Genomic DNA, 22,747 nt, shown 5'->3' on the forward strand with positions numbered 1-22,747 from the left:
ATGAGAGCGGTGCAATATGAAAGTACAGAGCGAAGCGCTCCATACCGTCGATGGGACAGCCTGTAAAAGGCCATGAGGAAGGCCGCGCCTGCATGTGCAGGCGGGAAAAGAGGCAGGTAGTTCAGAACGTACTCTCGCGCACATAGGCCTGACAGGCCTTGAGCGCGATCAGTCCCCAGTCGCCTTCGTCGGTGATGGCGACAATTCGTTGAGCAGCCGCTCGGTCAAGTTCGGCTCGCGTGCCTCCATGAACCACGCCGCCGGGGTCGGGGGCGGCTGGCAAGCCGGCGGCATCGCTTGGGGTGGCGAGGAGGACTGACAGCCGCAGATCAGCAGTAGCAAGACGATCACGCAGGCGGACCTGAGAATCCTGTGCATCACTCAATTCCTTATGAAGGGTCGCATCGCTGTTTTGCAGACGAATTTCCAGCGCCCGTCGGCGGGCCTGTTCAGCGGTTTGTTGGTCGATGGCGGCTTTGGACGCCAGTTCGCGCGCTTGCAAACAGGACATCGCCTGCTCGGATAGTTGCCGCTCGTAACGCGTGGCCTGCCATTCCCAGGCCAGCCACGCCCCAAGCCCTGAGCCAAGCAAAACCGCCCCCACCAAAAAACGCAGCGCCAATGCGTTCACGGCAGCACCTCCAGAGCACGTCGATAGAGTGCCTGTCGGTCTGCCAGGCCATTGGTGCCGCCATTGATGCGCCGGGTGATCAACAGGAAGTCACCTTTGTCCGCCAGCGCATTCAAGTTGGCACGGCCCCAGAACCATGCTGCCGACATCGCGGCATGGTCGGGTCTTTCGAGCAGTTCGGGCTGGCGCAACAGATCCAGACCCAGCGCCTCACCGCACGCTTCATAGTTGGTCCGCCCCGTGACCTGAATCAGCCCACGACCCCGGTAAAGCTGGCCGTCGCCGTCTGCGTCGGGCGTATTGCCCAGACGCAGCGCCAACTGCCCCGTGTCGTACTTCGCCAGGTAACTGTCGTTGCCCAGTTCACGCACGTACCGCAACTGGCCGGACTCATGACCGATCTGCGCGATGAATGCCGCCACGCGCAGCCGTGTGTCAATGCAGTAGCGAGTCATCGCGATGTTGAGAGCAGGAACGAAAACGCCGGCTTTAAGGCCGGCGTTGGGGAGGATTTGGAGGAGTTGATAAGAATCGATAGGCATGTATCCTCCTGTCAGGTCTTGGGCAATTCGTCTTTACTGACGCCTGTCACAGGAGGCAGCTCTTCGACTGGTTCATACACAAACGGCTTTGACGGAGCTTCAGGCCAGTCGAACTTCGCTGGATAACCTGCCAACGTTTCAAGTTGGGCAAGCTGCACGCGATAACGACGGAAAGCGTTGAGCTCAGCTTCCACCGCAGGCAACGATTTTGATTGATCTTCCGTTGCCAGATTCATCGAGACGGCGTCTTGCAGCGTGTCAAGTTCGGCAGCCAGTTCGTTGACTCTGGCTGTGGCCGCAGCCGAGTAAACACCACGCTGACACATCACCTGCGCCAGAACCATTTGCTCGGTTGGCTCAAGCATTTCGCCGAACTCACCGGCAACAGCACGGTTGAACAGGTCGACACCGTGAGGTTCGGTGTCTTGGGCAGAAGCGGCAAATGGCACCTCGCCGTAAATATCCTTTGTTTCTTCGAATATGACCGACAACACAATGGACGTATGGGCGAGATCGGACCAACGCGGGTTACGAGCGCTTAGTACAGTGTTCATATAAATACCTTTTCCAATTAGTTAATACGTTGAAAGAGCGTGCGTTCGCCGCCCGAGAATGCTCCGTGCGCCCGCCAGGTGCCTACACCGATGGTCCCGGAGTTATTGCTGGCACCGTCACTGCCATTGGTGGAGCTATAAAGCAGATTGGTCCCGGCGACCGCCGCCCCCTGATTGTTCAAACCCTGAGAATTGATGACGCGAGCGAAGGCATAGGAGCCGATTCCACTCAGCCCTATCCCGGCGATTTTTACAGTCAGGTTCTGGTCATTGATCAGGTCGCCCATGTCGGTTGCGTCCACCTGGACGCGCAAGCTACCCGCACCGTTGTAACCGACGCGTAGCTTGTTGGTGGTCATGTTTGGGCCACCGCCTTGCTCAATGGGCGTGTACCCAAGTTGCGTTTGCAGGTAGTAAACCTGACCGTCCGATGCTCGACGCATATACGGATAGACAGGGTTATTGCTGGCAAAACCTACCGCAGTTATAGAGTCGGCAGCAGCGCGCTGAGCGTCACGAGCATCGGACTCAGCTTTGGTATAAGCATCAGTGATGCCATAGGCTGCTAGCGTCTTGCCCCAGTTGGCCTTGCTGTTCGGGTCGAAGTTGGCGGCATTCCAGAGATTTCCCAAGTCGGTAAAATCGACCGTGGCTTTGAGCCCATTGTCTGACCAACCAATTTTTACGAGGTTGGCGTTCTGACCGACGCCAGTACCCTGCTGAACAGGGGGGAAATCCAGTTTGCTCTGAAGCCAGCAGATACTTGAGTCAGCAGCTCGACGCATATAGGGCTGTGTAATCTGGCCGCTGCCCAACCCTACATAGGTGATGCTGTCAGCTAATGCTCGGCTACCGACTCGCGTATCAACTTCGCTTTTAGCGTAAACGTCAGCGTAGTTGGCTTTGGTAGCCGGATCGAAATTGCTGGAATACCAGAGGTTGCCCAAGTCAGCCGCATCGACTGTGGCTTTGAGGCTCGATCCGGACCAACCAATTTTGATCAGGTTGCCTTGCTGGCCTACTCCGCCACCCTGCTGAACCGGGGTAAAACCCAGTCTCGACTGCAAGTAATAAACACCATTATCCGACTCGCGCCGCATGTAAGGGGCATCGGGTTGATTATTGGCCATACCCACATGGGTAATCGAATCACGGAGAGGTCTTGCAGCATCACGCAGATCGACCTCGGCCTTTGTGAAAGCATCCGTAACACCATACCCGGCAAGCGTCGTAGGGTTACTCCCCTCTTCCACCTGCCCATACCGATTGACCTTCACCCGGCTATAACTACCCGCCGCCACACCACTGCGCCCCAGCGCACGCTCGAAGACCAAGCCTGTGGTGCCCAAAACCGGAGCCGTTGTGTTGGTCAGCTGCCAAACCGTACCGCCGTTTTTAGTCCCTGCCTGCACCGGCACAAGGTGACCGGGGGTGCACTCGGTGCTTTCATTGGCGTCCTGCGCTCGGGTCCAGGCGTCTGCTGCTGCCAAATAGATCCAGTTCTGCGCCGGGTTGTCCTGGTTCTTGACCAGTACCCGGTCGCCTGCAACCAGTGTGACGTCGTCGATGGTCTGCAAGCCGCTCAAGCCGATCGCCATTGTCGTGGCGCAGCGCACGGACTTTTTGTAGTCCGAGGCGGCGAGGCCTAGGATGGCCCTGTGCAGTTGCGTGACATCCGCTTCGCTGGGCACCAGACCGGCCCCCAGAATCACGTTCAGAATCTCCTGCGTCACCGAGTTGCCCCACTGCGCCGGAATCAGCGAGCCGGGGGTGCCGGTCGCCGGGTTTTCATCTACAAACTTGCCGCTGACCAGGCCTACGCCTGGCACACTCTTGGGATAATCCATAGGTTGTTCCTCAGTTGAAATTAACGAATTCGATGCCGTGCGCCGGTGCTGCTCGACGAATCAGGCATTCGATTGCGGTTCCGGGATTGACCCCGAAACGCTCTCCCCAGTAACTGGCGCCAAAGCGCCGACCCAGCCGCTGGCGCCCGCCGGTGTTCAGGGTCCACATGAATTGCGCGTTCCAGGTGCCGAAATGCGCCTGCCCAAAACGAGAACGCCCCATACGGGGCGTTCTGAATTCGGTGACGGAGGCATCGGGATAGCCCTGGCTGACGGCAATGCCGACGTAGAACGCCGCGTTCTGCCCTCCTACGGCTACCAGCCGCTGACGTACCGACAGGCGTCGGTCTTCGAACAGTGGCTTGAGGCCAAGGCAGGGGTCGGGCAGGTTCATGACCCGCTCCCAATCCGGGACCAGTTCACTGACGGTGGCCGGGTCCATCTCGTTGAGCAGGTCGAAGGCACGGCCGTCAATGCGAGCGAACTCATGGGACAGGCCGGCGATCAATTGCTGCACTTCGGGCACGCGCTCCGGGTCCCAGGCAGAACCGGGTGGCAACAAGGCTTGCAGCTGTTCGGCGTAATGCTCGGCGGTTCTTATGACGACCATAGAATCCCTCCGAAGGTGAGCAGCTGATTGGCGGCTGCCGTGACGTTGGCCGTCGGTGAGATCAGCACATGGTCGGTTTCCCCGGCAGCTCGGCTGATAGCTTCAGCGATGTGCGTCAGCAACAGGGTTTCACCCAGGCCCGCCTCGCGGTTATGCAGATCGGCCAGTTGCGCCTGCACTGCGGCGCGCACCGCCGTGGTGTCCGGCGTCAGGCTGATGGTGTAGGTCACCGGTTTCTGCACCGGCGCCAGCACGTACAGCTCGGCCGTGACAGGGCGCAGCGGCTCGATGTAAGCCGCCACCTGGGCCAGTTGTTCGGCATCGGGCGTCGGCGTCGCGTCATCGTCGCGCATGAAAAACACGGCGACGGTGCCCGGCCCCATATAACGACGTACACACCAGGCTCGTGTCACGCCCGGCACGTCCAGCGCCCAGGTGACGTAGTCGTCCTGATTGCCGCCGTGCGGGATGACCCTGTAGGAACGCACGACACGAGCCCGCAGCGACTCGGTGCTTTCCCGGGCGATGCCGCCGGCAAGGCCGTCGGCGATCACGGTAAAGCTGCTGTCGATGCCTTCGACAGGCTGCACGACGGTCATGACCTGACCGGCATCCGCATTGCCCAAGGCTCCCGCGTCTACCGCCTCGACAGTGGTCGTGTTGTTGCCTGCCACTGTGGTAACGCCCTGGGTTACGCGATAGAAACGCCCATCGCTGAACTGCAGGATCGTGTCGACATCCAGCACAGCGCCCGCGGCCGCCACAAAACGCACGGCGCCGGTGGCAGGCTGCGCGGGTTTGCGCGGTTGCCTGAGACGCAGGATGGCCTGGCGCTCCAGGGTTTCTTCATCGGCGGTGTCCGGCAGAATCTGGTCCGCGATCCAGTCCTGATAGCCGTACAGCCCATAGGCCGCGCCACTGTGGGCGCGGGACAGTACGCGGGCATCGGACTGACGAAGCGCGTCGCCCGCCAGATCAACCTGTGTGCGGTTGACGAGTGCGGGTAACGTGGGGGTTTCAAACGGCATAAATCACCTGCCACTGTTCTGAAGGGTTGAAGCGCACAACCTGACCGTCCGGGACGACCAGCTCGACGCCCAGGTTCAAGCGATTGCTCTGAACCTGTTCGGTGAAGATGTTGATGCGCTGGACGTGACCGTCGTCGATCATCCAGCTCAACGCTTCGCGGGCATAGAACTCGGCGTCGCGCTGCGTCTGAGCGGTGAGCTTGACCCTGCGCAGCAGCCAGAGCCTGGAGCCGATCCGGTCATTGGCAACGGCCGGGTAGGTGTCGCCCCACCAGCCGAAGCGCTCGGCATCGTCGAACGGATCGTCCGCTTCGGCGCGGCGCCAGGTGAACAGGCTGATGATCACCGAGCGCAGCAACGAAGCCTGCAAGGAGCCTTCGATAATCATCAGCCACCTCCAACGGGCGGCCCGCTCTGGTCGGGACCGGAGCGCACGCTGCCGTGCAGATGGGTGATCTGGCTGATGCCGCCGGCAACCTGGTCGCCCTGGGAAACGATCTTTCCGGTCTGGGTGATCTGTGGCGTATCGAAGTTCACCGCCGTCGCCGCCTTGATGTTCAAGGTGTTGGTTTCGATGTCGATGACCTTGCCGCGTTTGAAGTGAACCTTGTCACCTTCATCGGTGTAGATCGCCACTTCGCCCGACTCCAGTCCCTGGAGGCGATAACGGCGGTCGGCGACGACCAGCAGCAGCCCGTGGGAGCGGTCTCCGCCGATGAAGGCAGCGATGCCTTCGGCGCCGGCCAGCGGGTTGCTGGTGAAGCCATAGGGTTCGAAATGCTCCATATCGCCCCTGACCTCCCCTGCCGTCAGACGCATTTGCAGCGCCTGCATTTTGCTGCTGGCCCTTGCGAGCACGACCGTGCCGCGCACCAGCATGCGATTGAATAGACTCATGCAAGTGTTCCTTCGTCATTGGGTTGCGCGTAGCTGTAGGCGTCTTTATTGACCGGCACCTTGCTGCGCTTTTCAGGATCGCCGGGCTCGGCTTCAAAACCCTCTATCGGCCCCACCACCAGCGTGGTGGTGGTGCCCTTATCGCTGAGCGAATAGGTAATGGCTGAAATCAGCATTTCCTGATCCAGATCGAGGATCGAATCAACGACCCGGACCAGGGTGTTATGGCGCCATAGCGCGCCGTTGGCCTGCCGCCAGCCCTGCACCTTGTAGGTCGTGAGCCGCGTCTTGCCCTGGCGATGACCGCGCTCCCATTTGGCACGGCTCAACGCCAGCGCCGGTGTGATCGGCGACTCCTCATGGATGACCAGCACACGCGCAGGCGTAACGCTGCTGTCAGTGACCGAGGCCGATACCTCGGACGCCGCCTTACCGAATGTCTTGTCATTGCCCGCCTGCTGGCCAATGACCTGGTACTCGGAAAAGAGTCCGGAAAAATCCAGTGGCGCAACGGCTGACAGTACGTTCCTGCCCAACTCCAGCGCGTCCACTGCATTGCCCATGCTGCCGGGCCTGGCGAGCACGACATTGCCGTATTCGTCATCGGTGGAAAATATCCGGAACACGGTCAACAGACGGTCGATGGACTTGAACACGGTCTCACCGGGCTCGATGGTGTGCTTCGATTTCCTCGAGGTTTCCGGTATCTCGCTGAGCACCTTCACGTTGTAGGACGCGGCCAGCTCCCTGACGATGGTCAACGCCGACACGTCGTTCCACTCGCCAGGTTTGTTGATCGCAGAACAATCAATCAGGTCGGCCGTCAAGGAGCGCCCGGAGATCTTCAAGGTGATCTGCTTGTCGTCATAGCTCACAGGTGTGGCGAACACCCGGCCTGTCAGGATCAGCTCGCCGCCGATACTGACCGCACACCGGGCACCTGCCCGGACAGGTCTGACCATATCCGTTCCAGGCCATTGCCAGGTCAGGCTGATGTCGAAGCTGCGCGCCTGACGCTCGATGCCTGCGGAGATTTCCACGGTTTTCCAGCCAGCGTAATCCTTGTCATCCACCGTCAAGGTGACAACATTGGGGTCGATCATAGGTTACTCCTGAGCGATCTTCAGCGTGCCGGGCGGCACGAAGCCTGGATGCGGAATACGGTTGCGCTGAACCACTTCGTGCGAGCGGCTTGCGTCGCCGAAACGACGGTACGCCAGCACCAGTGCCGGTAAAGGTTCGGAAACCTTCATGTCCTGAAGCCGTACACCGGAAGCAGCCACCGCATTGAGGTGACTGATCAATGCATGACGCAGCGTATTGAGCGCCAGGTAATGCTCCGGATCGGCTTTCAATGAGGCGTCCCAGATCGCCGCGCTGAGCGTGTCGCGCAGTTCGATCACATCGTCGGCCACCGGTACATCGGCACGTTGCAGCGGTTGAACCCGTTGCTGATCCAGCGAAGGCACGACCAGAATCGGTGTCGTGCTGACCGCTACCGGCATGCTGGCCACAACCCTCGCCACCTTGACGAGCAGCGCGTCCTGCACCAGATCCGCCGTGGCCTGAGCAGTCACCCCGGTATCGAGACCTCCGCCCTGATTGACCTGATTGATGCTGGAGACTGCCTGCGCCTGTTGTGTCGCGTCGGAGATGATCGAGCGATACGGCACCGCCTCGACACCCGAGGCATTTCGGGAGACCGAGGCGCTGGACGCAACGCTACCGACGCTACCTGTGCCATTGGAACCGCTGGAACCACTGGAGCCGCCACTACCCGAGCTACCTGAACCATTGCCTGTGCTGCCACCGCCAGAACTTCCGCTGCCAGATCCAGCGCCGCCTGCGCCGATGTTGCTACTGCCGCGCTCTCTGCTGCTCCGGCGGCTGTCACCCTGGAAGCTGGCAAAGAACGTGGAAAACATCGTACTCACGGTGTAAGGCGCGTTGACCAGCGAATGCACCAGTGCGGTGGCATCCGAATAGACCGTCATGAACGAGGAGAACTGCCGCTGAATCGTGGCGAATACGCCAGACAATGTGCTGCGCAGCGCCTGAATGTTGATGCGCACCGCATCCACCGTCGCCATGACCGCCCGGTAGCGCCTGAGCGCAGAACCCAGCAATCCCTCGGACGCCTGCATGAGCTGGCGTCCCGTGTTGAGCGTCGACGTCGGAAACTTCAGCGGCTGATCCGGGTAGAACTTCAGGTTCAGACGCACGATTCCGCCTTCGGCCAGGCTGTGCGTCATGTCGCAATCGCCAACCTGCACCTGCATCCGTCCCAGCCAGGGATGCACCAACTCACCGGCGCCCGACGCTTCCAGCGCCTGAAGCAGCTTGTCCCTTTGTTCAAAACAGTCCGGCCCGACAATGAACGCCGTTACCGTATGGACTTGCGATTGCTTGCCCAGCGACTCGAAGTAAGGTTCGTCGCGCTGCGGAAACTCATGCAGTTGGCCTTTGCGTCCTATCGGAACGGCCGTACTGCTGATGAAAAAGCCGACACCCCGAAAAGACGCGGGCAACAGGCTGTCACGCCAAGTACTCATGATGCGGCTCCTGCGCCGAGGGTTCGATAACCAACGCTTGGCGATATCGTCAAACCCGGTTGATTGGTCTGCATCTGTTCAGTACGCATGCCAGGCGGCGCGTTTTCAAAGCGGATATTGAGCTCGCCTTCAAGTCGTGAACCCACGCCTGCGCCCTGTTGCAGCAACAGGCTGCCAGGGGCTGGCAGGTTAGGCGCACTCAGCAACTGGCTGGTTGCGGGTATGCCCATTGCCTGATTGATCTGCTGCTGTTTCAACTGGCTGACCTGCACAGCGTCGGCTGCCAGAAAAGCCCCTTTGCCACCACCGGGACCGGCGTTATCCACCCGCCGTTCTTCAGCGAACTCGTTAAGCTTTTGAGTGGCTTTTTGCAGCAGAGACTTGTCATCGGAGCCCATACCGAACCAGCTCAGGATCGGGTCAATGAACGGCTTGATGTCCGTGAACAGACCCGAGAAGAAGGTTTTGATCGGCGCCCACTTCTCGTTGATCGAATCCATCGGCGACCAGTTGAACAGCCCCGTCAGCGCGTCCATGAGCGGCGCGGTCTCGGCCTTGATGCCTTCCCAGATACCTGTGAAGAAACCACTCACGGGTTGCCAGGCGGCCGAAACCATGTCCATTGGCGACCAGTCGAACATTGATTGAAAATAACCAATCACCGGCGAAGCCAAGGCCTGGATGACGCCCCAAAGCGCGCTGAAAAACGCCGACAACGGCTGCCAGTTCGAGATGATCAGTCCGATCGGCGACCAGCTGAACAACGTCTTCATCACGTCGAACGCCGACGCAGCCAGCGTCTTGATGCCGTCCCATAGCCCACCGAAAAACGCGGATAACGGTTGCCAGTTCGAGACGACCAGACCGATCGCCGTCCAGCCGAAGACCATCTTGAACACATCCCAAAGCGCCATGACGGGTTCACGGATCGCAGCCCATACCGCCTGGAAATAAGGGGCGACGGTCGACCAGTTGGCGATCAGCAGACCGGCGGCCAGCGCCAGCGCCCGCACGACAATGCCCACCGGAGACATACCGAGGACCGCGCTCAGCACTCTGCTGGCGCTGGTCGCCGCGATGACGGCCACCTGCAGCACGCCAAAGGCAATCGCAGCACCCACCACACCCTTGATGACGCCCGGGTGTTCGGCGGCCAGTGCTGCGACCTGAGAAATCATCGGCCCGATCACGGCCATTGCTTCATTCATCGCAGGCAGAAACATGCTGCCGATATTGATGCTCAGGCGATCAACCCGATTCCCCATCTCTTTGAGAGCGACCGCAGTCGTCTCCGAGTTGGCCTGGAACTCCTGCTCGATGGTCCCTGCCGACTGCACGCCCTCCCCGACTTTCGCCAGGTTGGAGCGCAGCACATCCAGGTTCTTCAGCAGCGGCGTGATAGCGCCCAGCGACTCTTCGCCAAACAATTGCGTGATGACCGCCGACTGTGTGCCCGGATCGACTGTCGAGATGGCCTCCAGCACCTTCTCGATGGTCCCGGACGGGTCCTGTTGCATGCCTTGGGTCAACTGGTTGATGTCCAGCTGCAGGGCCTCGAAAGCCCCAGCCTTGGCTGCGCCGCCCTCGGTAATCGACTGCATGAAACTCTTGATGCCCTTGGCGGCCACATCGGTCGGTACATCCACCCCGGCCAGCGTAGCGCCCATGGCGGCAATCTCGCCCGACGCCCGACCCGCCACAGGCCCGAGCGGGCCCATCGCGGTGACCATGGTCGCAATCTGCTTCTCCAGATTGTTGCCGCCCAGCACATTGATCTTCTCGGACAGCGCCGCGACCTGTGGCTGAGTCATCTCGAATGAAGAACGCCACTTGCCCATCATCTCGCCAGACTGAGTTGCGGTCTGGTCGAACGCGATGCCCATTTTCACGGCATCGGTGGCAAACCCGGTCAGCTCGGCGCGCGGCACATTGGCCTTTGCGCCTTCAGTGACAATCGCCGCAAGACCACTCGCGCTTTCCGGAAGCCGTTCACTCAGGTCAAGAATGTCACGGCTCATTGCCTGGAATTGCTGCGGGGTTTCAAACGTCACCGACCGCTTCACACCGGCCATGCTTGTCTCGAAACCCATCGCGGCCTTGACCGCATTGATCAGCGGCTGCGCCAGGGTGCTTTCGCCGATCATTTCCTTGAGCGGGACTTCTGCCAAACCGGAGCTTTCCAGACCTTCCGTGAATCCTTTGACGTTCTTGTTGATCGTCTCCAGCGTTGGAGACAGTTGATCGACGCCGGTGATCAGCGTTTTTATAGTGTCTGCCATCACTCCCCCTGCAGGATCTGGTTGATGCGTTGCGCCTGCAAGATCGACTCGGTGATGACGTCCAGCTCCCTGGACATCATCAGTTCGGGGTCGGTCTTCCAGAAGTACGCGAGGTCGTAAACGACGGCTATCAGGCCTTCAAGGTTGCTGATGCCGCTGCCATGAAAAAACTCGCGACCTTCCAGCTCAACGTGTTGATGTCACACAGATCCATCTGGTTGACGGACGACGGCGGAATGCCGGCGCAGACGGCGATGTATTTCGCCGCCACGTCCAGATCGAGGGACACGTCCTCGTTCTTGTCGATCCGGTAAGGCAGGGCCTTGATGGCGCGCGCTTCCTGTGCGGTGGGACGGCGAAACGTCAGTTGCGAGACGGTTTCACCATGAGCCTCGATAGGGCTCGCCAGTTCGATGATTTCGCTCATTGCCAGCTCCCCTGACTGCCCTCGAATTTCAGGTCGATAGTGCCGTCATCGGCCTTGCTGCTCGGATCTTCGACCATGTAGGCGCCGGACAGAACGTAGGTCTTGCCATTGTTGAACTCGCAGGTGATGGTCATATCCACACCAGTGGTGAGCAGTTTGAGCGGCATGTCTGGCGTGTGTACGGCCTTGAATTTCACCCAGGCGGCTTTATCCACCTCCTTGAAGTAGCCCGGCACGACGGTGTCGCGTTTCACATTCATCAACGGGGCTTCGCCGCCGCCGCTGATGGTCAATTGGGTGCCATCCACTTTGATGTAGCAGGTACCCGCAACTTTCTGAGCCATGTTCTTTTATCTCCAGAATGAAAAAACCCGCACGCGGCGGGTTTGAAAGTGATGTTGGTGGGAAAACTTACGCCGCTTCGTCGTACTGCAGGCGGAACTGGTTGAGCAGCGCGAACACGCGCAGGCCGTTGATGTAATCCGGCGGGAACATCACGTTCACGCGGCTCGGATCGTTACTGTCGCGTTCGACGATCAGGTGCTGGGCGAACACTTCCGCGTTCTCCACATGGCCTTCTTCTTCAAGACGGGCGTACTGCGCGATCAACTCACCGCGAATGGTGCTCGGCGTGATGATCGGCTGACCGGCGCCGAAGCGCGTGCCATCGCTGGCCAACTTGTGGCGACCGTACTTGCTGGTGATCACACCCTGCAGGCGGCGAATGATGAACGCCGACTGGTGCATGGTTTCGCTGTCCAGGTACGAGTTGTCGGCCTGGCCGTAAGCGTTCTTTTGATAGGTGGTGATCGAGCGCTGAATGCGCACGTAACCGCCTTCGTAGTACGCCGTGGCAATGCCGTAACGCAGCAACGATTCACGCTCGGTCAGCGTGAAACGCTGGCTGGCCGGTGCAGGGTCCAGACCGGGCATGGTGCCGCTCTGGGTCGGACGGCTGGCGTCGGCGGAAATGAACACTGCGGTGCGTGCAGCCAATGCAGCCGCTTGCAGCCAGACCGGCTGTGGCGCTGCCATCTCGACACCCTGAATGGTGATGTGCTGATCGTTGCGCAGTTGACCTGCGGCGACCAGCGTACCGACCGTGCCACGCTTGGCGCTGTAGACATGACCGTACAGTTGACGCGCCCAGCTCCAGCGACCGGTGCTGTCGTCCATGGCCGCTTTCCAGGCATCCAGCGTGCTGGTGTCGGTCCATGGCAGACACAGGAACTCGAAAGGCTCATCGCCCAAAGCAGCCAGCGCCTGAACCTGGTCAGGGGTGCCGACGCCGCCGGTCATGACGGTGACTTCAGCGGTGAGGCCTGCCGGAATCGCTTCGCCATTGGTCTTGCCCAAGCGATTGAATTCCAGGCGGATGTCGTTGCCGCTCACGCCGCTCCATTTGCAGGAGAGGGTCAGCACGCCCGCGTCTACCACCGACCGGACTGGCAGGTCAGGCGTGGCGTTGATCTTCACCGACAGGGCATTGGCTGCCTGAGCCGCCGTTGCACCATTGACCACAGTAGCCTGCACGCGCACGCCACCGACATACAGGTTCAGCAGACCGGTTTCGGTCGCTGCGCCCGCCACGGTAACAGTCGCACCGGCCTTGGCGCCCTCGGTATTGAGCAGCGGCAGGCACCAGACTTCACCGGTCGGGTCGGCCTTGCGCCAGGTTTCGTACATGGCGGCGAGCATGGAGCCCTGACCACCAAGGTTCTTCGCCAGCGCCACGCTTGGCACCAGCACCAGCGAACCGATTTCCGGGCCGGTAACATCGTCGTTGACCTGAGCAACGATCAGACGGCGCATGCCGGCCGACGCGCTGTTGGCGGCCGAGTTGTCCATCTCCGCATAGAACAGCGGCACGCGGACATCGGATGGAATGTTGTTAAAGCTGATAGCCATTGTTTGGCTTCCTCTTGATTAAGCCGTTTCGGCGGGTTGAGTGGGGGATTGCTCGGTTTGCAGGGTGATATCGCCGTCGTTGTGACGGCGTTGCCACCAGGCGTTGAACGTCACGACGCGTCCTTCGGCAGGCAACAGATCGCCTGCTTCAGGGTCGGGCACGGTGCGGCCTTCGGCCGGTAGAACGGTGATGCGTTGGGTCATGGTTTTACATCTCCTGAGAATTTCACTTCGATACGCCCGTCCGGGCCTGGGTATTTCAGGTTGGGGTCTGCCGGGTCGATGCTGTCCATCTCGAACGTGGCACCGGTAAAGCCCGGCAATCCGTCCAGATAAGCCTCGTGCCAGGTTTCGGCGGGCTGGCTTTCGAGGTTGCGACCCAGCTGAAACTGCGCGGCGAAGCCGAAGCGATAGGTCACGCGATCACCGCTGATCTGCACCAGCGCCCCACCCTGGTACTGCATCGGGTCGTACTCGCGCTCCGGGCTCCAGCCCACCAGCGCACGCCATAGCTCGGCGCGAATGGCATGCAGTTGTTCACTGGCTTCCTGTCCGCGCTTGTCGCCACCATCAAGCACCACCACCACGTCCAGCCGGTCGGTGATGGTCTGGCGAACGACGTTCTGCAGATCGTTGGCCGTGGCCAGATCGCCGGTGGCAATCACGTAAGCCGAGGGATGCGCGAGTTGATCGCCGAGGGCAACAGCCGCCCAGTCGATCCCTGCACTGATTCGCCCGGCAAAGGTCGGGCAGGTCGCCTGCAAATGAGCAACTATCGGGGTTATCTTCATGAGTGAATCCGCGTGTAAGAAATGTCGATCCAGCACGCCAGCATTGGCTGCCAGTCTGGAAGGTGTGTACGGCTGAACGCCTTGAGCTATTGGGTTGCCTTGTCGAGTACCTTGTTGGCCTTGTCGGCAGCGCGGCTCGCCGTGTGTGCTGCCTCGCTGGCAACCGTGGCGGCGCTTTCGACCTTGCCAGCGGCTTCGGTCGTACTCTCGGCCAGCCGGTCCAGACGAAGATCGCGCCTGCCCAGTGCTGCGTCGTAGGCCTTGCGCACTTCGGCCAGTTGCTGGGTATGTTCGGTATTCGCCGACCATTGACCGGCCTGAAACCCGAGCATCAGGCAGCCTGCGATCATCAACGCGGCGATCACCCAGACCTCGATCTGGCGCCAGGCGCGACGGGCGATGAAATCAATTACGCATCTGTGCATCGTTGGCACCTCCGAGCTGGGAACGAAGCCGGGCTATCTCGGCGCTTTGGGTGGTCACCTTGTCGGTGAGCTGCACGATGTGACTGGTCAGCGCTTCGATCTTGCCCTCCATGCGGCCAACGGCTGCGGCGAGTTCGTTGCGCTCCTTGGCAAACTGATCAGCCCGCGCTTCAGCCTCCTTGCGAATCTGTCGCTCGGAGTCGAGCAGTTCATTGAGGCGCCGGACGGTGCCGATGTCGGCGTTGTCCATCGCCCGGTCGGCGGCGTCTCTGGAAAGAAACTTGCGCAGCCATAAAAAGCCGCCAAGCAGAATGGTGCCAGTGCCGCCCAGCCAGGTAGCTGTGCCTGGTCCAAGGTCGGTTGGGTCCATCTTTGCTCCACGCATAAAAAAGGCCGCACAGTGGCGGCCGGGGAAATCCATGACGGTAGTCCGCCAGGGCGGGCTTCGGGGCGGGTCACGAATGACCCGTTTCAACAGTTGCGCGGCCTGCCTTGAACAGCAGTTCCGAGGCGCAAATTGCATATCGTGGGACCTTTTTACCCCCCTCCGGAAAGGCTGGGAAGGGGCAATTTCGGGGTGGGTCGAGTTTGACCGGACTTCAACCCGAGTTCGACCGCAGCTGTGCAGTCAACCCGGATGAGCGGTGCGAAACACCGCGTGATCCGTGACGAAATCAGGCTCTGCGCGCGACCTCCTTCCTGTTGCTTCGAGAGGCGCTACGCGCAGAAAGCGCAGCCAGAATGCTTTGATGAAGCTTGTCGACCCAGTTGCGGTAGGTTCGATCGGCGCCTTCATTAATGCCCAGCAAACGCATCTGTTCGCGCACCGGCAACGACTCCACGTAACGCAGGGTGGCCAACTGCGCCAATTCAGGTCCTCGGCTTCTGGCCGGGCTGCGCGCCATCTCGGCAACAGCGGCTTCGACTTCGCTGCTTATATAGTCCATGCCGCTGCCATTGCCGATCAGCGAGCGCGAACCCGGCGTGCTGCGGGGAATGTAAGCGCCCCATTCCATGATCCCGGCCATCGGGCTGCTCAATCCGCCGCTCAGCCCGATGCGGTTGCGCTGCTCGCCCCAATGCGCCATCACCGCTTCTACTTCTTCAATCATTGTGTCGCTCCTGACTTTTGTGCAGAGAACGCCGATCGACGTCCTCAGGAAAGCCAGACAATACAATCTGTATTTTTTATACACAACACACCATTACAATGTGTATATTGAAGAACACCCTACAGCCTGTATGATTCGACGCATGAATAAATGGTATGAAGTCGCAAGACAGGTCATGGATACCCAGCAGATCAGCCAGGAAGAAATGGCTGAACGCATGGGGGTTACGCCCGGCGCGGTCGGGCATTGGCTGAACGGCAAACGCGAGCCCAAGATCGAGGTCATCAATCGATTGCTTGGCGAGCTGGGCCTGCCGATCCTTACTACCTCCATCCCGTGGAACGAGCCCGGACAACAGAACGTTGCGCCAACGGAGCAGCCTTCGCGCTTCTATCGCTACCCGGTGATCAGCTGGGTCGAAGCCGGTGGCTGGAACGAGGCGGTCGAGCCCTATCCGGTCGGTTACTCGGAAACCTTCGAATTGAGCGACTACAAAGCCAAGGGCCGAGCCTTCTGGCTGGTGGTGCGCGGGGACTCGATGACGGCACCCGCAGGCCAGAGCATTCCGGAAGGCATGTTGATTCTGGTGGACACCGGCATCGAGCCAACCCCTGGAAAGCTGGTGATTGCCAAGCTTCCGGAAAGCAATGAGGCAACGTTCAAGAAGCTGGTCGAAGACGCCGGACGCTATTTCCTGAAGCCGCTCAACCCTGCCTATCCCACCATCGCGATCAGCGAGGAATGCAAATTGATCGGTGTTATCCGGCAGATGACCATGCGCCTCTGAACACCGTGATGATCCCCGAGCCTCGCCCAGCGAGGCTTTTTTATGCCCGGGATTCAGGGTCATGACTTCCAGATAGGAAAGGTTTGCCGCTTGCGTGGGAAAAATTACTCAACTACTGTACGCACATACAGTAAAAAGGAGTTCACGCATGCAAAACCTGAGACCTGAAGCCTCGCAACACGATGCCTACCTGGCGCTCGCCCAGCGTATCCAGGACCTGATCACCAGCCCCAAGGCGCAGATAGAGCACCAGGTGCTATTAGTCAGAGAGCCTGGTGAATCACCTGTTCACTGGGAGCAGATCGTCGAGCAGATCAGTGAGGCCGAAGGTATCAACGTGACGCGTAACTTCGAAAACGGCTCGGTCAACGTGTCGTGGTACGTCGAATCCGCAGACGCGTACTAATACAAAACGTATTTAAATATACAATCTGTATTGCATCATTCCGCTACATATCGTATTGTTTGTTCGCACCTCGTCATGGAGTACGAACATGCAGACCACACGACCCAAAGCACGCTGCCCGGTGTATCTGCACCCGGCAGCCTGCGACAGACATCTCATCGAGACGATCCAGCGGCAGACCGGGCAGTTTCTGGTCCTGACCAATTCCAGCCACAGGCCATCGCCTGCCATCAATACGCACCCTGCCCCGTCAGGTGGAGACGCGGCATGACGCTGCGCCTTTCATCTGCACCGACACAACCACAAGGAGTCACGGAATGAACGACATACTCGACCAGCTTCGCAAGGAATTCGCCACGCCGTGCCCATCGCTGAGTGCCGTGCGCGAGCGCTATTTCTCCCATCTGTCCAACGACCGCAACCTGCTGCGCAAGATCAACGCCGGGCGTATCGCCCTGAAGGTCAGCCGCACCGGCGGCACGCGTCAGGGCCACCCGTTCGTCTACCTGCACGATCTGGCGAACTACCTCAACGATATCGTCACTGACAGGGCCGCATGATTTACGCCAGTGATAGGCCAACCATTGGGCGGTAACTTTCGATAGCGCTGGCGGTCATGAAGAGGCTTGCTACGTTTCCTAGACAGAATAAAAAACAGGAAAGGATCTTTCTCATGATCACGATATCAAGGCGATGGCCCTTCGCGGCCTGTCTGCTTTCGCTGGCCTGTAGCACGGCCGTTGCCGCGCCTTACTCGACCATGGTTGTGTTCGGTGACAGTCTGGCCGATGCCGGGCAGTTTCCCGACACGGACGGACCTGCCGGTTCGACCCTGCGCTTCACCAACCGGGTCGGGCCGACCTATCAGGACGGCAGCGGCGAGGTTTACAACCTCAACTCGTCCACGCTTATCGGCAGAATGCTCAACGTTTCTGCTGGCGATCTGGCCGCTTCGACCTCCCCCGTCAACGCTGCGCTGGGCCTGCCGGATGGCAACAACTGGGCGGTAGGCGGCTATCGAACCGACCAGGTCCTGGACTCGATCACCACGCAGTCCGACGCGGTGACGCCCATCACCAGCGGATCGCAGACCGTTCTGCGCAGCCGCCCGGGCTATCTGCCCAGCAACGGGTTTCGTGCCGATCCGAATGCGCTTTATTACTTGACCGGAGGTGGCAACGATTTCCTGCAGGGTCGTGTACTGAGTTTCGGCGATGCCGAGGATGCCGCCGACCGTCTCGCCGACAGCGCGCAGGTGCTGCAGCAGGCGGGCGCACGTCACATCATGGTCTGGCTGCTGCCGGACATCGGCCAGACGCCCGCCTTGAGCGGCACGGTGCTGGAATCCTTGACGTCCAGACTCAGCGCCCGATTCAACGAGCAACTGGTCAGCCGGCTGTCGCAGATCGATGCGCAGATCATCCCGCTCAACGTGCCGCTGCTGATCAGCGAAACCCTGGCGCAGCCTGCGCGATTCGGCTTCGATCCCAATGAAGATCTGGTCGGCACTTGTTTCAGCGGCGACAGCTGTGACGAAAGCGCCACCTTCGGACGCTCAGGCACAACACCTGATCCGACCAAGCTGTTCTTCAACGACCGCGTTCACCCGACCGAAGCCGGGCAGCGTCTGCTGGCCGACTATGCGTATTCATTGTTGTCGGCGCCCTGGGAAATCACCCTCCTGCCGGAAATGGCCAACAGCACCCTGCGTGCCCACCAGGACGAGCTGCACGCCCAATGGCTCAGCGACTTTGGCAACTGGCAGGCGGTTGGCCAATGGCAAGGCATCCTCTCGGCAGGCGGTCAGAAACTGGACATCGACGCTCAGGACACCGCTGCAGATGCAGACGGCAAGGGCTACAACCTCACGATCGGCACCAGCTACCGTTTCGCCGAAAACTGGCGCACGGGTGTCGTTGCAGGCGCCTATCGACAGAACCTCGAGGCGGGTCCGCGAGATTCGGACTACAAACTCAACAGCTACATCGCCACCGCGTTTCTGCAGTATCAGGCCAACCACTGGTGGGGTGATCTGGCGGCCTCAGGCGGCAAACTGGATTACGAGAACGCCGAGCGCAAGTTCGCATTGGGCGTGAGCCAAGGTCAGGAGAAAGGCGATACCGACGGTGAAATGTGGGCTGTGAGCGCACGTGTCGGCTTCGACATCGCGGGCACAGCCAGCCGCTGGCACCTGTCGCCGTTCATCAGCGCAGACTATGCGCACATCGATGTGGACGGCTATTCCGAAGAAGGCACTCGTTCGACGGCATTGACCTTTAGCGACCAGACGCGCAAATCCAAACGAGCAGGCGTGGGCTTGCAGGGCAAGTTCCAGGTCACACCATCGACGCAGGTCTGGGGAGAAGTGGCGCGTGAGCGGGAGTTTGAAACCGATCAGCAGGACGTGACCCTGTCGCTCAACAGCGTGCCGCCCATCGACTTCACGCTGGACGGCTACACCCCGCAACGCAACCTCAACCGCGCCACACTGGGCGTCAGCCAGAAACTCACCCAGGACCTCACGCTGCGCGCCAACTACAACTGGCGCAAGAACGATGACGTGACCCAGCAAGGGGCTAACGTGGCGCTGAGCCTGAACTTCTGAGTGAAGGAATGGGACCATGCGGGAGATGATCGTTCCCACGCTCCAGAGCGTGGGAACGATCAGCGTGATCTCAAGCACGCCGATCATGCCCATGCTTGTGCTCAGCGTTATACCCGTATCTTGCTGCGACCACGGACTGTGGGAGGCTCTCACTCCCCCGCGGTCTGCTCCGCCAGCGCCACTGCGCGGAACATCGCGCGGCGTTTGTTGAGGGTCTCTTCCCACTCCAGCGCAGGCACCGAGTCAGCCACAATCCCGCCGCCCGCCTGCACATGCAGCTCGCCGTTCTTGATCACCGCCGTACGAATCGCGATGGCAGTGTCCATGTTGCCGTTCCAGGCAAAGTAGCCCACGGCGCCGCCGTAAACGCCACGCTTGACCGGTTCCAGCTCGTCGATGATTTCCATCGCGCGAATCTTTGGTGCGCCGGACAAGGTGCCCGCCGGCAGAATCGCTCGCAGAGCGTCCATCGCCGTCAGGCCTTCCTTCAACTGGCCGGTGACGTTGGAGACGATGTGCATCACGTTGGAATAACGCTCGATGACCATCTTCTCGGTCAGCTTGACCGTACCGATCTCCGATACCCGACCGGTATCGTTACGACCCAGGTCGATGAGCATCAGGTGCTCGGCGATTTCCTTGTCGTCGGACAGCAGGTCTTTTTCCAGCGCCAGATCGGCCTCTTCGTTGGCACCGCGTGGGCGGGTCCCGGCGATTGGACGCACCGTGATGAGGTTGTCCTCGACCCGCACCAGCACTTCCGGCGAACTGCCGACGACATGGAAATCGCCGAAGTTGAAGAAGTACATATAAGGCGTCGGGTTGAAGCAGCGCAGCGCCCGGTACAGATCGATGGGCGCGGCCTTGAAGTCGATGGACATGCGTTGCGACGGGACGACCTGCATCACGTCGCCCGCCAGGATGTACTGCTTGATAGTATCGACTGCGGCTTCGTAATCGCCCTGAGTAAAACTGGAGCGGAATACCGGATCGGGCGCAGGCGGACGGTCCAGATCCAGACCACGACGCGGCGTGATTGGCTGACGCAGTTTGTCCATCAGTTCATCCAGCTGCTTGCGCCCATGCTCATAGGCATCCTGCTGTGCAGGATCGACCAGCACGATGGCGTGCATCTTGCCCGCCAGGTTGTCGAACACCACAACCGCATCGGACACCATCAGCAGGATATCGGGCACGCCCAGCGGATCCGGGTTCGGGCAGTTGGCCAGACGTTTCTCGACATAACGCACGCAGTCATAACCGAAATAACCGACCAGACCGCCATTGAAACGCGGCAGACCGGCGATGGTCGGCACGTTGTAGCGCGCCTTGAAGGCTTCGACGAACGCCAGTGGGTCTTCCGATTCGTGAGTTTCGATCTCGACGCCATCGTGGGTAATGCTGACGCGATGGCCATGCACACGCATCACGGTGCGACATGGCAGACCGATGATCGAATACCGCCCCCACTTCTCGCCGCCCTGCACCGACTCCAGCAGATAGGAGTTCGGCTGGTCGGCCAGTTTCAGGTAGATCGACAGCGGTGTGTCGAAGTCAGCGAGGGTTTCGCGGGCAAGCGGAATGCGGTTGAAGCCATCAGCGGCCAAACGCAGGAATTCTTCACGGTTCATGAGCAACCTCGTGGTTTGAGGATAAAACGGTCAGTAAGGCAAACGCACCGGCAGGCCGGCCAGAAACAAGTCAGGCGCGCCAACGCCAGCGGGCCAGGGCCTTCATGACTTTCATCCAGAGTTTGCGAGTGACCACCACGATGGAATCTCTAAAGGAGGGACGTTCGATGTCGGGCAACAGTATCTCAGCGTCCTGATCCAGGCAACCGGGAATCAGCTTGCGCAGATCATCGATCACCATCGCCGGAGATTCCTCGGCAATCGGGCGACCATGGTTGTAGCCGTAGCTCATCGCAACGCAGGCCACACCGGCGGCTTTGGCAGCCTGCACGTCGGTCCGCGAGTCGCCGACGAACAGGGATTGCGAGGCCGGAACACCGGCCATTTTCATGACGAAAAACAACGCCGCAGGATCGGGTTTCTTTTGCGGCATGGTGTCGCCACCGACGATCCAGCGAAAAAACCGGCCCAGCTTCATTTCATCGAGCAACGGCGCAACGAAGCGCTCCGGCTTGTTGGTGATGAGGGCCATCTGCACGCCCATCTTCTGCAGCCACTTCAGGGTTTCGCGCACGCCCGGATAGACCACAGTGAACTCGTGCTTTTGCGCGTAGGCTTCCATGAAGATCTCCAGCCCGCGCTCGGCCAGGGCGTCGTCGACATGGCCGTGGTCGATGTCATTGGCCAGCGCGCGACGCACCAGCACCGGCGCGCCGTTGCCAACCCAGGCGCGTACCGACTCAAGCCCGGCCGCAGGACGACCCAGCTCAAGCAGCATTTTGTCCACGGCGACGGCAAGATCCGGCACGGAGTCCACGAGGGTTCCGTCCAGATCGAACATGATCAGCTTGGGCAGTTGACCTGCAAACAGCTGCTCGAAGCCGCTCATGCGCGGGCAGACGCCAGTTCGGCACGCATTTTCTCGATCACTTCGCGGTAATCGGGGGCATTGAAGATGGCAGAACCGGCGACAAAAGTGTCGGCACCGGCAGCCGCGATTTCGCGGATATTATTGACGTTGACGCCGCCGTCGATCTCCAGACGGATATCGCGACCCGACGCATCGATCAACGCCCGTGCTTCACGCAGTTTGTTCAGCGTGCCGGGAATGAACTTCTGACCACCGAAACCGGGGTTGACGCTCATGAGCAGGATCATGTCGACCTTGTCCATGACGTACTCCAACAGGTTCAGCGGCGTCGCAGGATTGAACACCAGACCCGACTTGCAACCGCCTTCGCGAATCAACTGCAACGAACGGTCGATGTGCTGAGTGGCTTCAGGGTGGAAGGTGATGTACGTGGCACCGGCCTCGACGAAATCGCCGATGATGCGGTCCACCGGGCTGACCATCAGGTGCACATCGATGGGCGCTGTAACGCCGTACTTACGCAGCGCGCTGCACACCATCGGACCAATGGTCAGGTTCGGGACGTAGTGGTTGTCCATGACATCGAAATGCACGAAGTCCGCGCCAGCGGCCAGCACATTGTCGACTTCCTCACCCAAACGGGCGAAGTCAGCGGAAAGAATCGATGGGGCAATAACGAAGGGCTGCATGACGCACCTGTTTGAGCAGAATCACAGTGGCGCGCATTGTACTCCAACGTTTCTGGATATGTCGCAGGTGCACTCTGGATGTTTTTGTCAGGCATTCAGCGGCTAAATATCAGAGATCGCTTCATGCATGACACATCCTGAGTGTCCGCTGCGCA

The 22,747-nt window shown here is 60.1% G+C and carries 27 protein-coding genes; 5 read left to right on the forward strand and 22 right to left on the reverse strand.

Translation table 11 applies throughout. From position 1 onward, the window contains the following. Positions 1 to 121 precede the first annotated feature (121 nt). From AC0IXS_RS11745 to AC0IXS_RS11835, 19 genes are all read right to left on the reverse strand, one after another. Positions 122 to 631, reverse strand: a complete 510-nt coding sequence (locus AC0IXS_RS11745; RefSeq protein WP_137203400.1) for a lysis system spanin subunit — start codon at positions 629 to 631, stop codon at positions 122 to 124. Beyond that, positions 628 to 1,173, reverse strand: a complete 546-nt coding sequence (locus tag AC0IXS_RS11750) for a glycoside hydrolase family 19 protein (RefSeq protein ID WP_471824671.1) — start codon at positions 1,171 to 1,173, stop codon at positions 628 to 630. Before AC0IXS_RS11750 ends, AC0IXS_RS11745 begins: the two co-directional genes overlap by 4 nt. Positions 1,174 to 1,184: 11 nt before the next feature. After that, a complete protein-coding gene (locus tag AC0IXS_RS11755; RefSeq protein WP_471824673.1) occupies positions 1,185 to 1,727 on the reverse strand; it encodes a tail fiber assembly protein in 543 nt (180 codons plus the stop codon). 17 nt (positions 1,728 to 1,744) lie between these two features. After that, positions 1,745 to 3,574: a phage tail protein gene (locus AC0IXS_RS11760; protein WP_191957479.1), complete on the reverse strand. Its 1,830-nt coding sequence runs from the start codon at positions 3,572 to 3,574 to the stop codon at positions 1,745 to 1,747. 10 nt (positions 3,575 to 3,584) lie between these two features. Beyond that, positions 3,585 to 4,184, reverse strand: coding sequence for a YmfQ family protein (locus AC0IXS_RS11765; protein ID WP_191957480.1), 600 nt, complete (start codon positions 4,182 to 4,184; stop codon positions 3,585 to 3,587). Continuing rightward, positions 4,172 to 5,212 carry a baseplate J/gp47 family protein gene (locus AC0IXS_RS11770; RefSeq protein WP_122559082.1) on the reverse strand — a complete coding sequence of 347 codons (1,041 nt, stop codon included), beginning with the start codon at positions 5,210 to 5,212 and terminating at the stop codon, positions 4,172 to 4,174. The genes AC0IXS_RS11765 and AC0IXS_RS11770 overlap by 13 nt, the downstream gene beginning before the upstream one ends. Then, the gene (locus tag AC0IXS_RS11775) at positions 5,202 to 5,600 is read right to left on the reverse strand and encodes a phage GP46 family protein (protein ID WP_025995977.1); all 399 of its coding nucleotides are present in this window, start codon (positions 5,598 to 5,600) and stop codon (positions 5,202 to 5,204) included. Before AC0IXS_RS11775 ends, AC0IXS_RS11770 begins: the two co-directional genes overlap by 11 nt. Further along, a complete protein-coding gene (locus AC0IXS_RS11780) occupies positions 5,600 to 6,109 on the reverse strand; it encodes a phage baseplate assembly protein V (protein ID WP_122413322.1) in 510 nt (169 codons plus the stop codon). Before AC0IXS_RS11780 ends, AC0IXS_RS11775 begins: the two co-directional genes overlap by 1 nt. Continuing rightward, on the reverse strand, positions 6,106 to 7,212 hold the full coding sequence (locus AC0IXS_RS11785; protein ID WP_029243351.1) for a phage baseplate assembly protein: 1,107 nt from the start codon (positions 7,210 to 7,212) through the stop codon (positions 6,106 to 6,108). The genes AC0IXS_RS11780 and AC0IXS_RS11785 overlap by 4 nt, the downstream gene beginning before the upstream one ends. 3 nt (positions 7,213 to 7,215) lie before the next feature. Then, a complete protein-coding gene (locus AC0IXS_RS11790; protein ID WP_122689874.1) occupies positions 7,216 to 8,661 on the reverse strand; it encodes a DNA circularization protein in 1,446 nt (481 codons plus the stop codon). Next, positions 8,658 to 10,940, reverse strand: a complete 2,283-nt coding sequence (locus tag AC0IXS_RS11795) for a phage tail tape measure protein (RefSeq protein WP_471824677.1) — start codon at positions 10,938 to 10,940, stop codon at positions 8,658 to 8,660. The genes AC0IXS_RS11790 and AC0IXS_RS11795 overlap by 4 nt, the downstream gene beginning before the upstream one ends. A gap of 130 nt (positions 10,941 to 11,070) precedes the next feature. After that, a complete protein-coding gene (locus tag AC0IXS_RS11800) occupies positions 11,071 to 11,367 on the reverse strand; it encodes a phage tail assembly protein (protein ID WP_004885402.1) in 297 nt (98 codons plus the stop codon). Further along, positions 11,364 to 11,711 carry a phage tail tube protein gene (locus tag AC0IXS_RS11805; RefSeq protein WP_004885400.1) on the reverse strand — a complete coding sequence of 116 codons (348 nt, stop codon included), beginning with the start codon at positions 11,709 to 11,711 and terminating at the stop codon, positions 11,364 to 11,366. Before AC0IXS_RS11805 ends, AC0IXS_RS11800 begins: the two co-directional genes overlap by 4 nt. 67 nt (positions 11,712 to 11,778) lie before the next feature. Further along, positions 11,779 to 13,275 (reverse strand): phage tail sheath subtilisin-like domain-containing protein, encoded by a 1,497-nt coding sequence (locus tag AC0IXS_RS11810; RefSeq protein WP_449121774.1) that lies wholly within the window; start codon positions 13,273 to 13,275, stop codon positions 11,779 to 11,781. Between the two features lie 18 nt (positions 13,276 to 13,293). Further along, positions 13,294 to 13,479, reverse strand: a complete 186-nt coding sequence (locus AC0IXS_RS11815; protein WP_025995970.1) for a DUF2635 domain-containing protein — start codon at positions 13,477 to 13,479, stop codon at positions 13,294 to 13,296. Next, entirely contained in the window at positions 13,476 to 14,066 is a 591-nt protein-coding gene (locus AC0IXS_RS11820; protein WP_029243356.1) for a phage tail terminator protein, read from the reverse strand. The genes AC0IXS_RS11815 and AC0IXS_RS11820 overlap by 4 nt, the downstream gene beginning before the upstream one ends. Positions 14,067 to 14,152: 86 nt before the next feature. Then, entirely contained in the window at positions 14,153 to 14,491 is a 339-nt protein-coding gene (locus AC0IXS_RS11825; RefSeq protein ID WP_025995968.1) for a hypothetical protein, read from the reverse strand. Next, a complete protein-coding gene (locus AC0IXS_RS11830) occupies positions 14,472 to 14,861 on the reverse strand; it encodes a DUF3450 domain-containing protein (protein ID WP_004885392.1) in 390 nt (129 codons plus the stop codon). The genes AC0IXS_RS11825 and AC0IXS_RS11830 overlap by 20 nt, the downstream gene beginning before the upstream one ends. A 304-nt stretch (positions 14,862 to 15,165) precedes the next feature. Continuing rightward, entirely contained in the window at positions 15,166 to 15,603 is a 438-nt protein-coding gene (locus tag AC0IXS_RS11835) for a hypothetical protein (RefSeq protein ID WP_025995967.1), read from the reverse strand. 175 nt (positions 15,604 to 15,778) lie between these two features. On the opposite strand from AC0IXS_RS11835, the gene AC0IXS_RS11840 reads away from it, so the two are divergent. From AC0IXS_RS11840 to estP, 5 genes are all read left to right on the forward strand, one after another. Continuing rightward, on the forward strand, positions 15,779 to 16,390 hold the full coding sequence (locus AC0IXS_RS11840) for a LexA family protein (protein WP_471826224.1): 612 nt from the start codon (positions 15,779 to 15,781) through the stop codon (positions 16,388 to 16,390). A 148-nt stretch (positions 16,391 to 16,538) separates the two neighbouring features. Then, entirely contained in the window at positions 16,539 to 16,796 is a 258-nt protein-coding gene (locus AC0IXS_RS11845; protein WP_004885385.1) for a DUF1654 domain-containing protein, read from the forward strand. Positions 16,797 to 16,884: 88 nt separating this feature from the next. Continuing rightward, entirely contained in the window at positions 16,885 to 17,067 is a 183-nt protein-coding gene (locus AC0IXS_RS11850) for a hypothetical protein (protein ID WP_471824681.1), read from the forward strand. Between the two features lie 46 nt (positions 17,068 to 17,113). Beyond that, positions 17,114 to 17,356 (forward strand): pyocin activator PrtN family protein, encoded by a 243-nt coding sequence (locus AC0IXS_RS11855; protein ID WP_004885381.1) that lies wholly within the window; start codon positions 17,114 to 17,116, stop codon positions 17,354 to 17,356. 113 nt (positions 17,357 to 17,469) lie between these two features. Next, a complete protein-coding gene (gene estP, locus AC0IXS_RS11860) occupies positions 17,470 to 19,401 on the forward strand; it encodes an esterase EstP (RefSeq protein ID WP_471824683.1) in 1,932 nt (643 codons plus the stop codon). Positions 19,402 to 19,550: 149 nt separating this feature from the next. Here the strand turns inward: estP and trpE are convergent, their stop codons facing one another. The 3 genes from trpE to rpe form a co-directional block, all read right to left on the reverse strand. Beyond that, entirely contained in the window at positions 19,551 to 21,032 is a 1,482-nt protein-coding gene (gene trpE, locus AC0IXS_RS11865; RefSeq protein WP_057409924.1) for an anthranilate synthase component I, read from the reverse strand. Positions 21,033 to 21,102: 70 nt separating this feature from the next. After that, positions 21,103 to 21,921, reverse strand: a complete 819-nt coding sequence (locus AC0IXS_RS11870; protein ID WP_122553354.1) for a phosphoglycolate phosphatase — start codon at positions 21,919 to 21,921, stop codon at positions 21,103 to 21,105. Beyond that, positions 21,918 to 22,592, reverse strand: coding sequence for a ribulose-phosphate 3-epimerase (gene rpe, locus AC0IXS_RS11875; protein ID WP_004885372.1), 675 nt, complete (start codon positions 22,590 to 22,592; stop codon positions 21,918 to 21,920). The genes AC0IXS_RS11870 and rpe overlap by 4 nt, the downstream gene beginning before the upstream one ends. Between the last annotated feature and the right edge of the window lie 155 nt (positions 22,593 to 22,747).

The sequence above is a fragment of the Pseudomonas sp. AC016 genome (genome assembly GCF_979253365.1).

Coding starts and splice junctions, on each gene's coding strand:
- AC0IXS_RS11750 (WP_471824671.1), bottom strand. CDS start 1,173: ATGCCTATCGATTCTTATCAACTCCTCCAAATCCTCCCCAACGCCGGC.
- AC0IXS_RS11755 (WP_471824673.1), bottom strand. CDS start 1,727: ATGAACACTGTACTAAGCGCTCGTAACCCGCGTTGGTCCGATCTCGCC.
- AC0IXS_RS11760 (WP_191957479.1), bottom strand. CDS start 3,574: ATGGATTATCCCAAGAGTGTGCCAGGCGTAGGCCTGGTCAGCGGCAAG.
- AC0IXS_RS11765 (WP_191957480.1), bottom strand. CDS start 4,184: ATGGTCGTCATAAGAACCGCCGAGCATTACGCCGAACAGCTGCAAGCC.
- AC0IXS_RS11770 (WP_122559082.1), bottom strand. CDS start 5,212: ATGCCGTTTGAAACCCCCACGTTACCCGCACTCGTCAACCGCACACAG.
- AC0IXS_RS11775 (WP_025995977.1), bottom strand. CDS start 5,600: ATGATTATCGAAGGCTCCTTGCAGGCTTCGTTGCTGCGCTCGGTGATC.
- AC0IXS_RS11780 (WP_122413322.1), bottom strand. CDS start 6,109: ATGAGTCTATTCAATCGCATGCTGGTGCGCGGCACGGTCGTGCTCGCA.
- AC0IXS_RS11785 (WP_029243351.1), bottom strand. CDS start 7,212: ATGATCGACCCCAATGTTGTCACCTTGACGGTGGATGACAAGGATTAC.
- AC0IXS_RS11790 (WP_122689874.1), bottom strand. CDS start 8,661: ATGAGTACTTGGCGTGACAGCCTGTTGCCCGCGTCTTTTCGGGGTGTC.
- AC0IXS_RS11795 (WP_471824677.1), bottom strand. CDS start 10,940: ATGGCAGACACTATAAAAACGCTGATCACCGGCGTCGATCAACTGTCT.
- AC0IXS_RS11800 (WP_004885402.1), bottom strand. CDS start 11,367: ATGAGCGAAATCATCGAACTGGCGAGCCCTATCGAGGCTCATGGTGAA.
- AC0IXS_RS11805 (WP_004885400.1), bottom strand. CDS start 11,711: ATGGCTCAGAAAGTTGCGGGTACCTGCTACATCAAAGTGGATGGCACC.
- AC0IXS_RS11810 (WP_449121774.1), bottom strand. CDS start 13,275: ATGGCTATCAGCTTTAACAACATTCCATCCGATGTCCGCGTGCCGCTG.
- AC0IXS_RS11815 (WP_025995970.1), bottom strand. CDS start 13,479: ATGACCCAACGCATCACCGTTCTACCGGCCGAAGGCCGCACCGTGCCC.
- AC0IXS_RS11820 (WP_029243356.1), bottom strand. CDS start 14,066: ATGAAGATAACCCCGATAGTTGCTCATTTGCAGGCGACCTGCCCGACC.
- AC0IXS_RS11825 (WP_025995968.1), bottom strand. CDS start 14,491: ATGCACAGATGCGTAATTGATTTCATCGCCCGTCGCGCCTGGCGCCAG.
- AC0IXS_RS11830 (WP_004885392.1), bottom strand. CDS start 14,861: ATGGACCCAACCGACCTTGGACCAGGCACAGCTACCTGGCTGGGCGGC.
- AC0IXS_RS11835 (WP_025995967.1), bottom strand. CDS start 15,603: ATGATTGAAGAAGTAGAAGCGGTGATGGCGCATTGGGGCGAGCAGCGC.
- AC0IXS_RS11840 (WP_471826224.1), top strand. CDS start 15,779: ATGGATACCCAGCAGATCAGCCAGGAAGAAATGGCTGAACGCATGGGG.
- AC0IXS_RS11845 (WP_004885385.1), top strand. CDS start 16,539: ATGCAAAACCTGAGACCTGAAGCCTCGCAACACGATGCCTACCTGGCG.
- AC0IXS_RS11850 (WP_471824681.1), top strand. CDS start 16,885: ATGCAGACCACACGACCCAAAGCACGCTGCCCGGTGTATCTGCACCCG.
- AC0IXS_RS11855 (WP_004885381.1), top strand. CDS start 17,114: ATGAACGACATACTCGACCAGCTTCGCAAGGAATTCGCCACGCCGTGC.
- estP (WP_471824683.1), top strand. CDS start 17,470: ATGATCACGATATCAAGGCGATGGCCCTTCGCGGCCTGTCTGCTTTCG.
- trpE (WP_057409924.1), bottom strand. CDS start 21,032: ATGAACCGTGAAGAATTCCTGCGTTTGGCCGCTGATGGCTTCAACCGC.
- AC0IXS_RS11870 (WP_122553354.1), bottom strand. CDS start 21,921: ATGAGCGGCTTCGAGCAGCTGTTTGCAGGTCAACTGCCCAAGCTGATC.
- rpe (WP_004885372.1), bottom strand. CDS start 22,592: ATGCAGCCCTTCGTTATTGCCCCATCGATTCTTTCCGCTGACTTCGCC.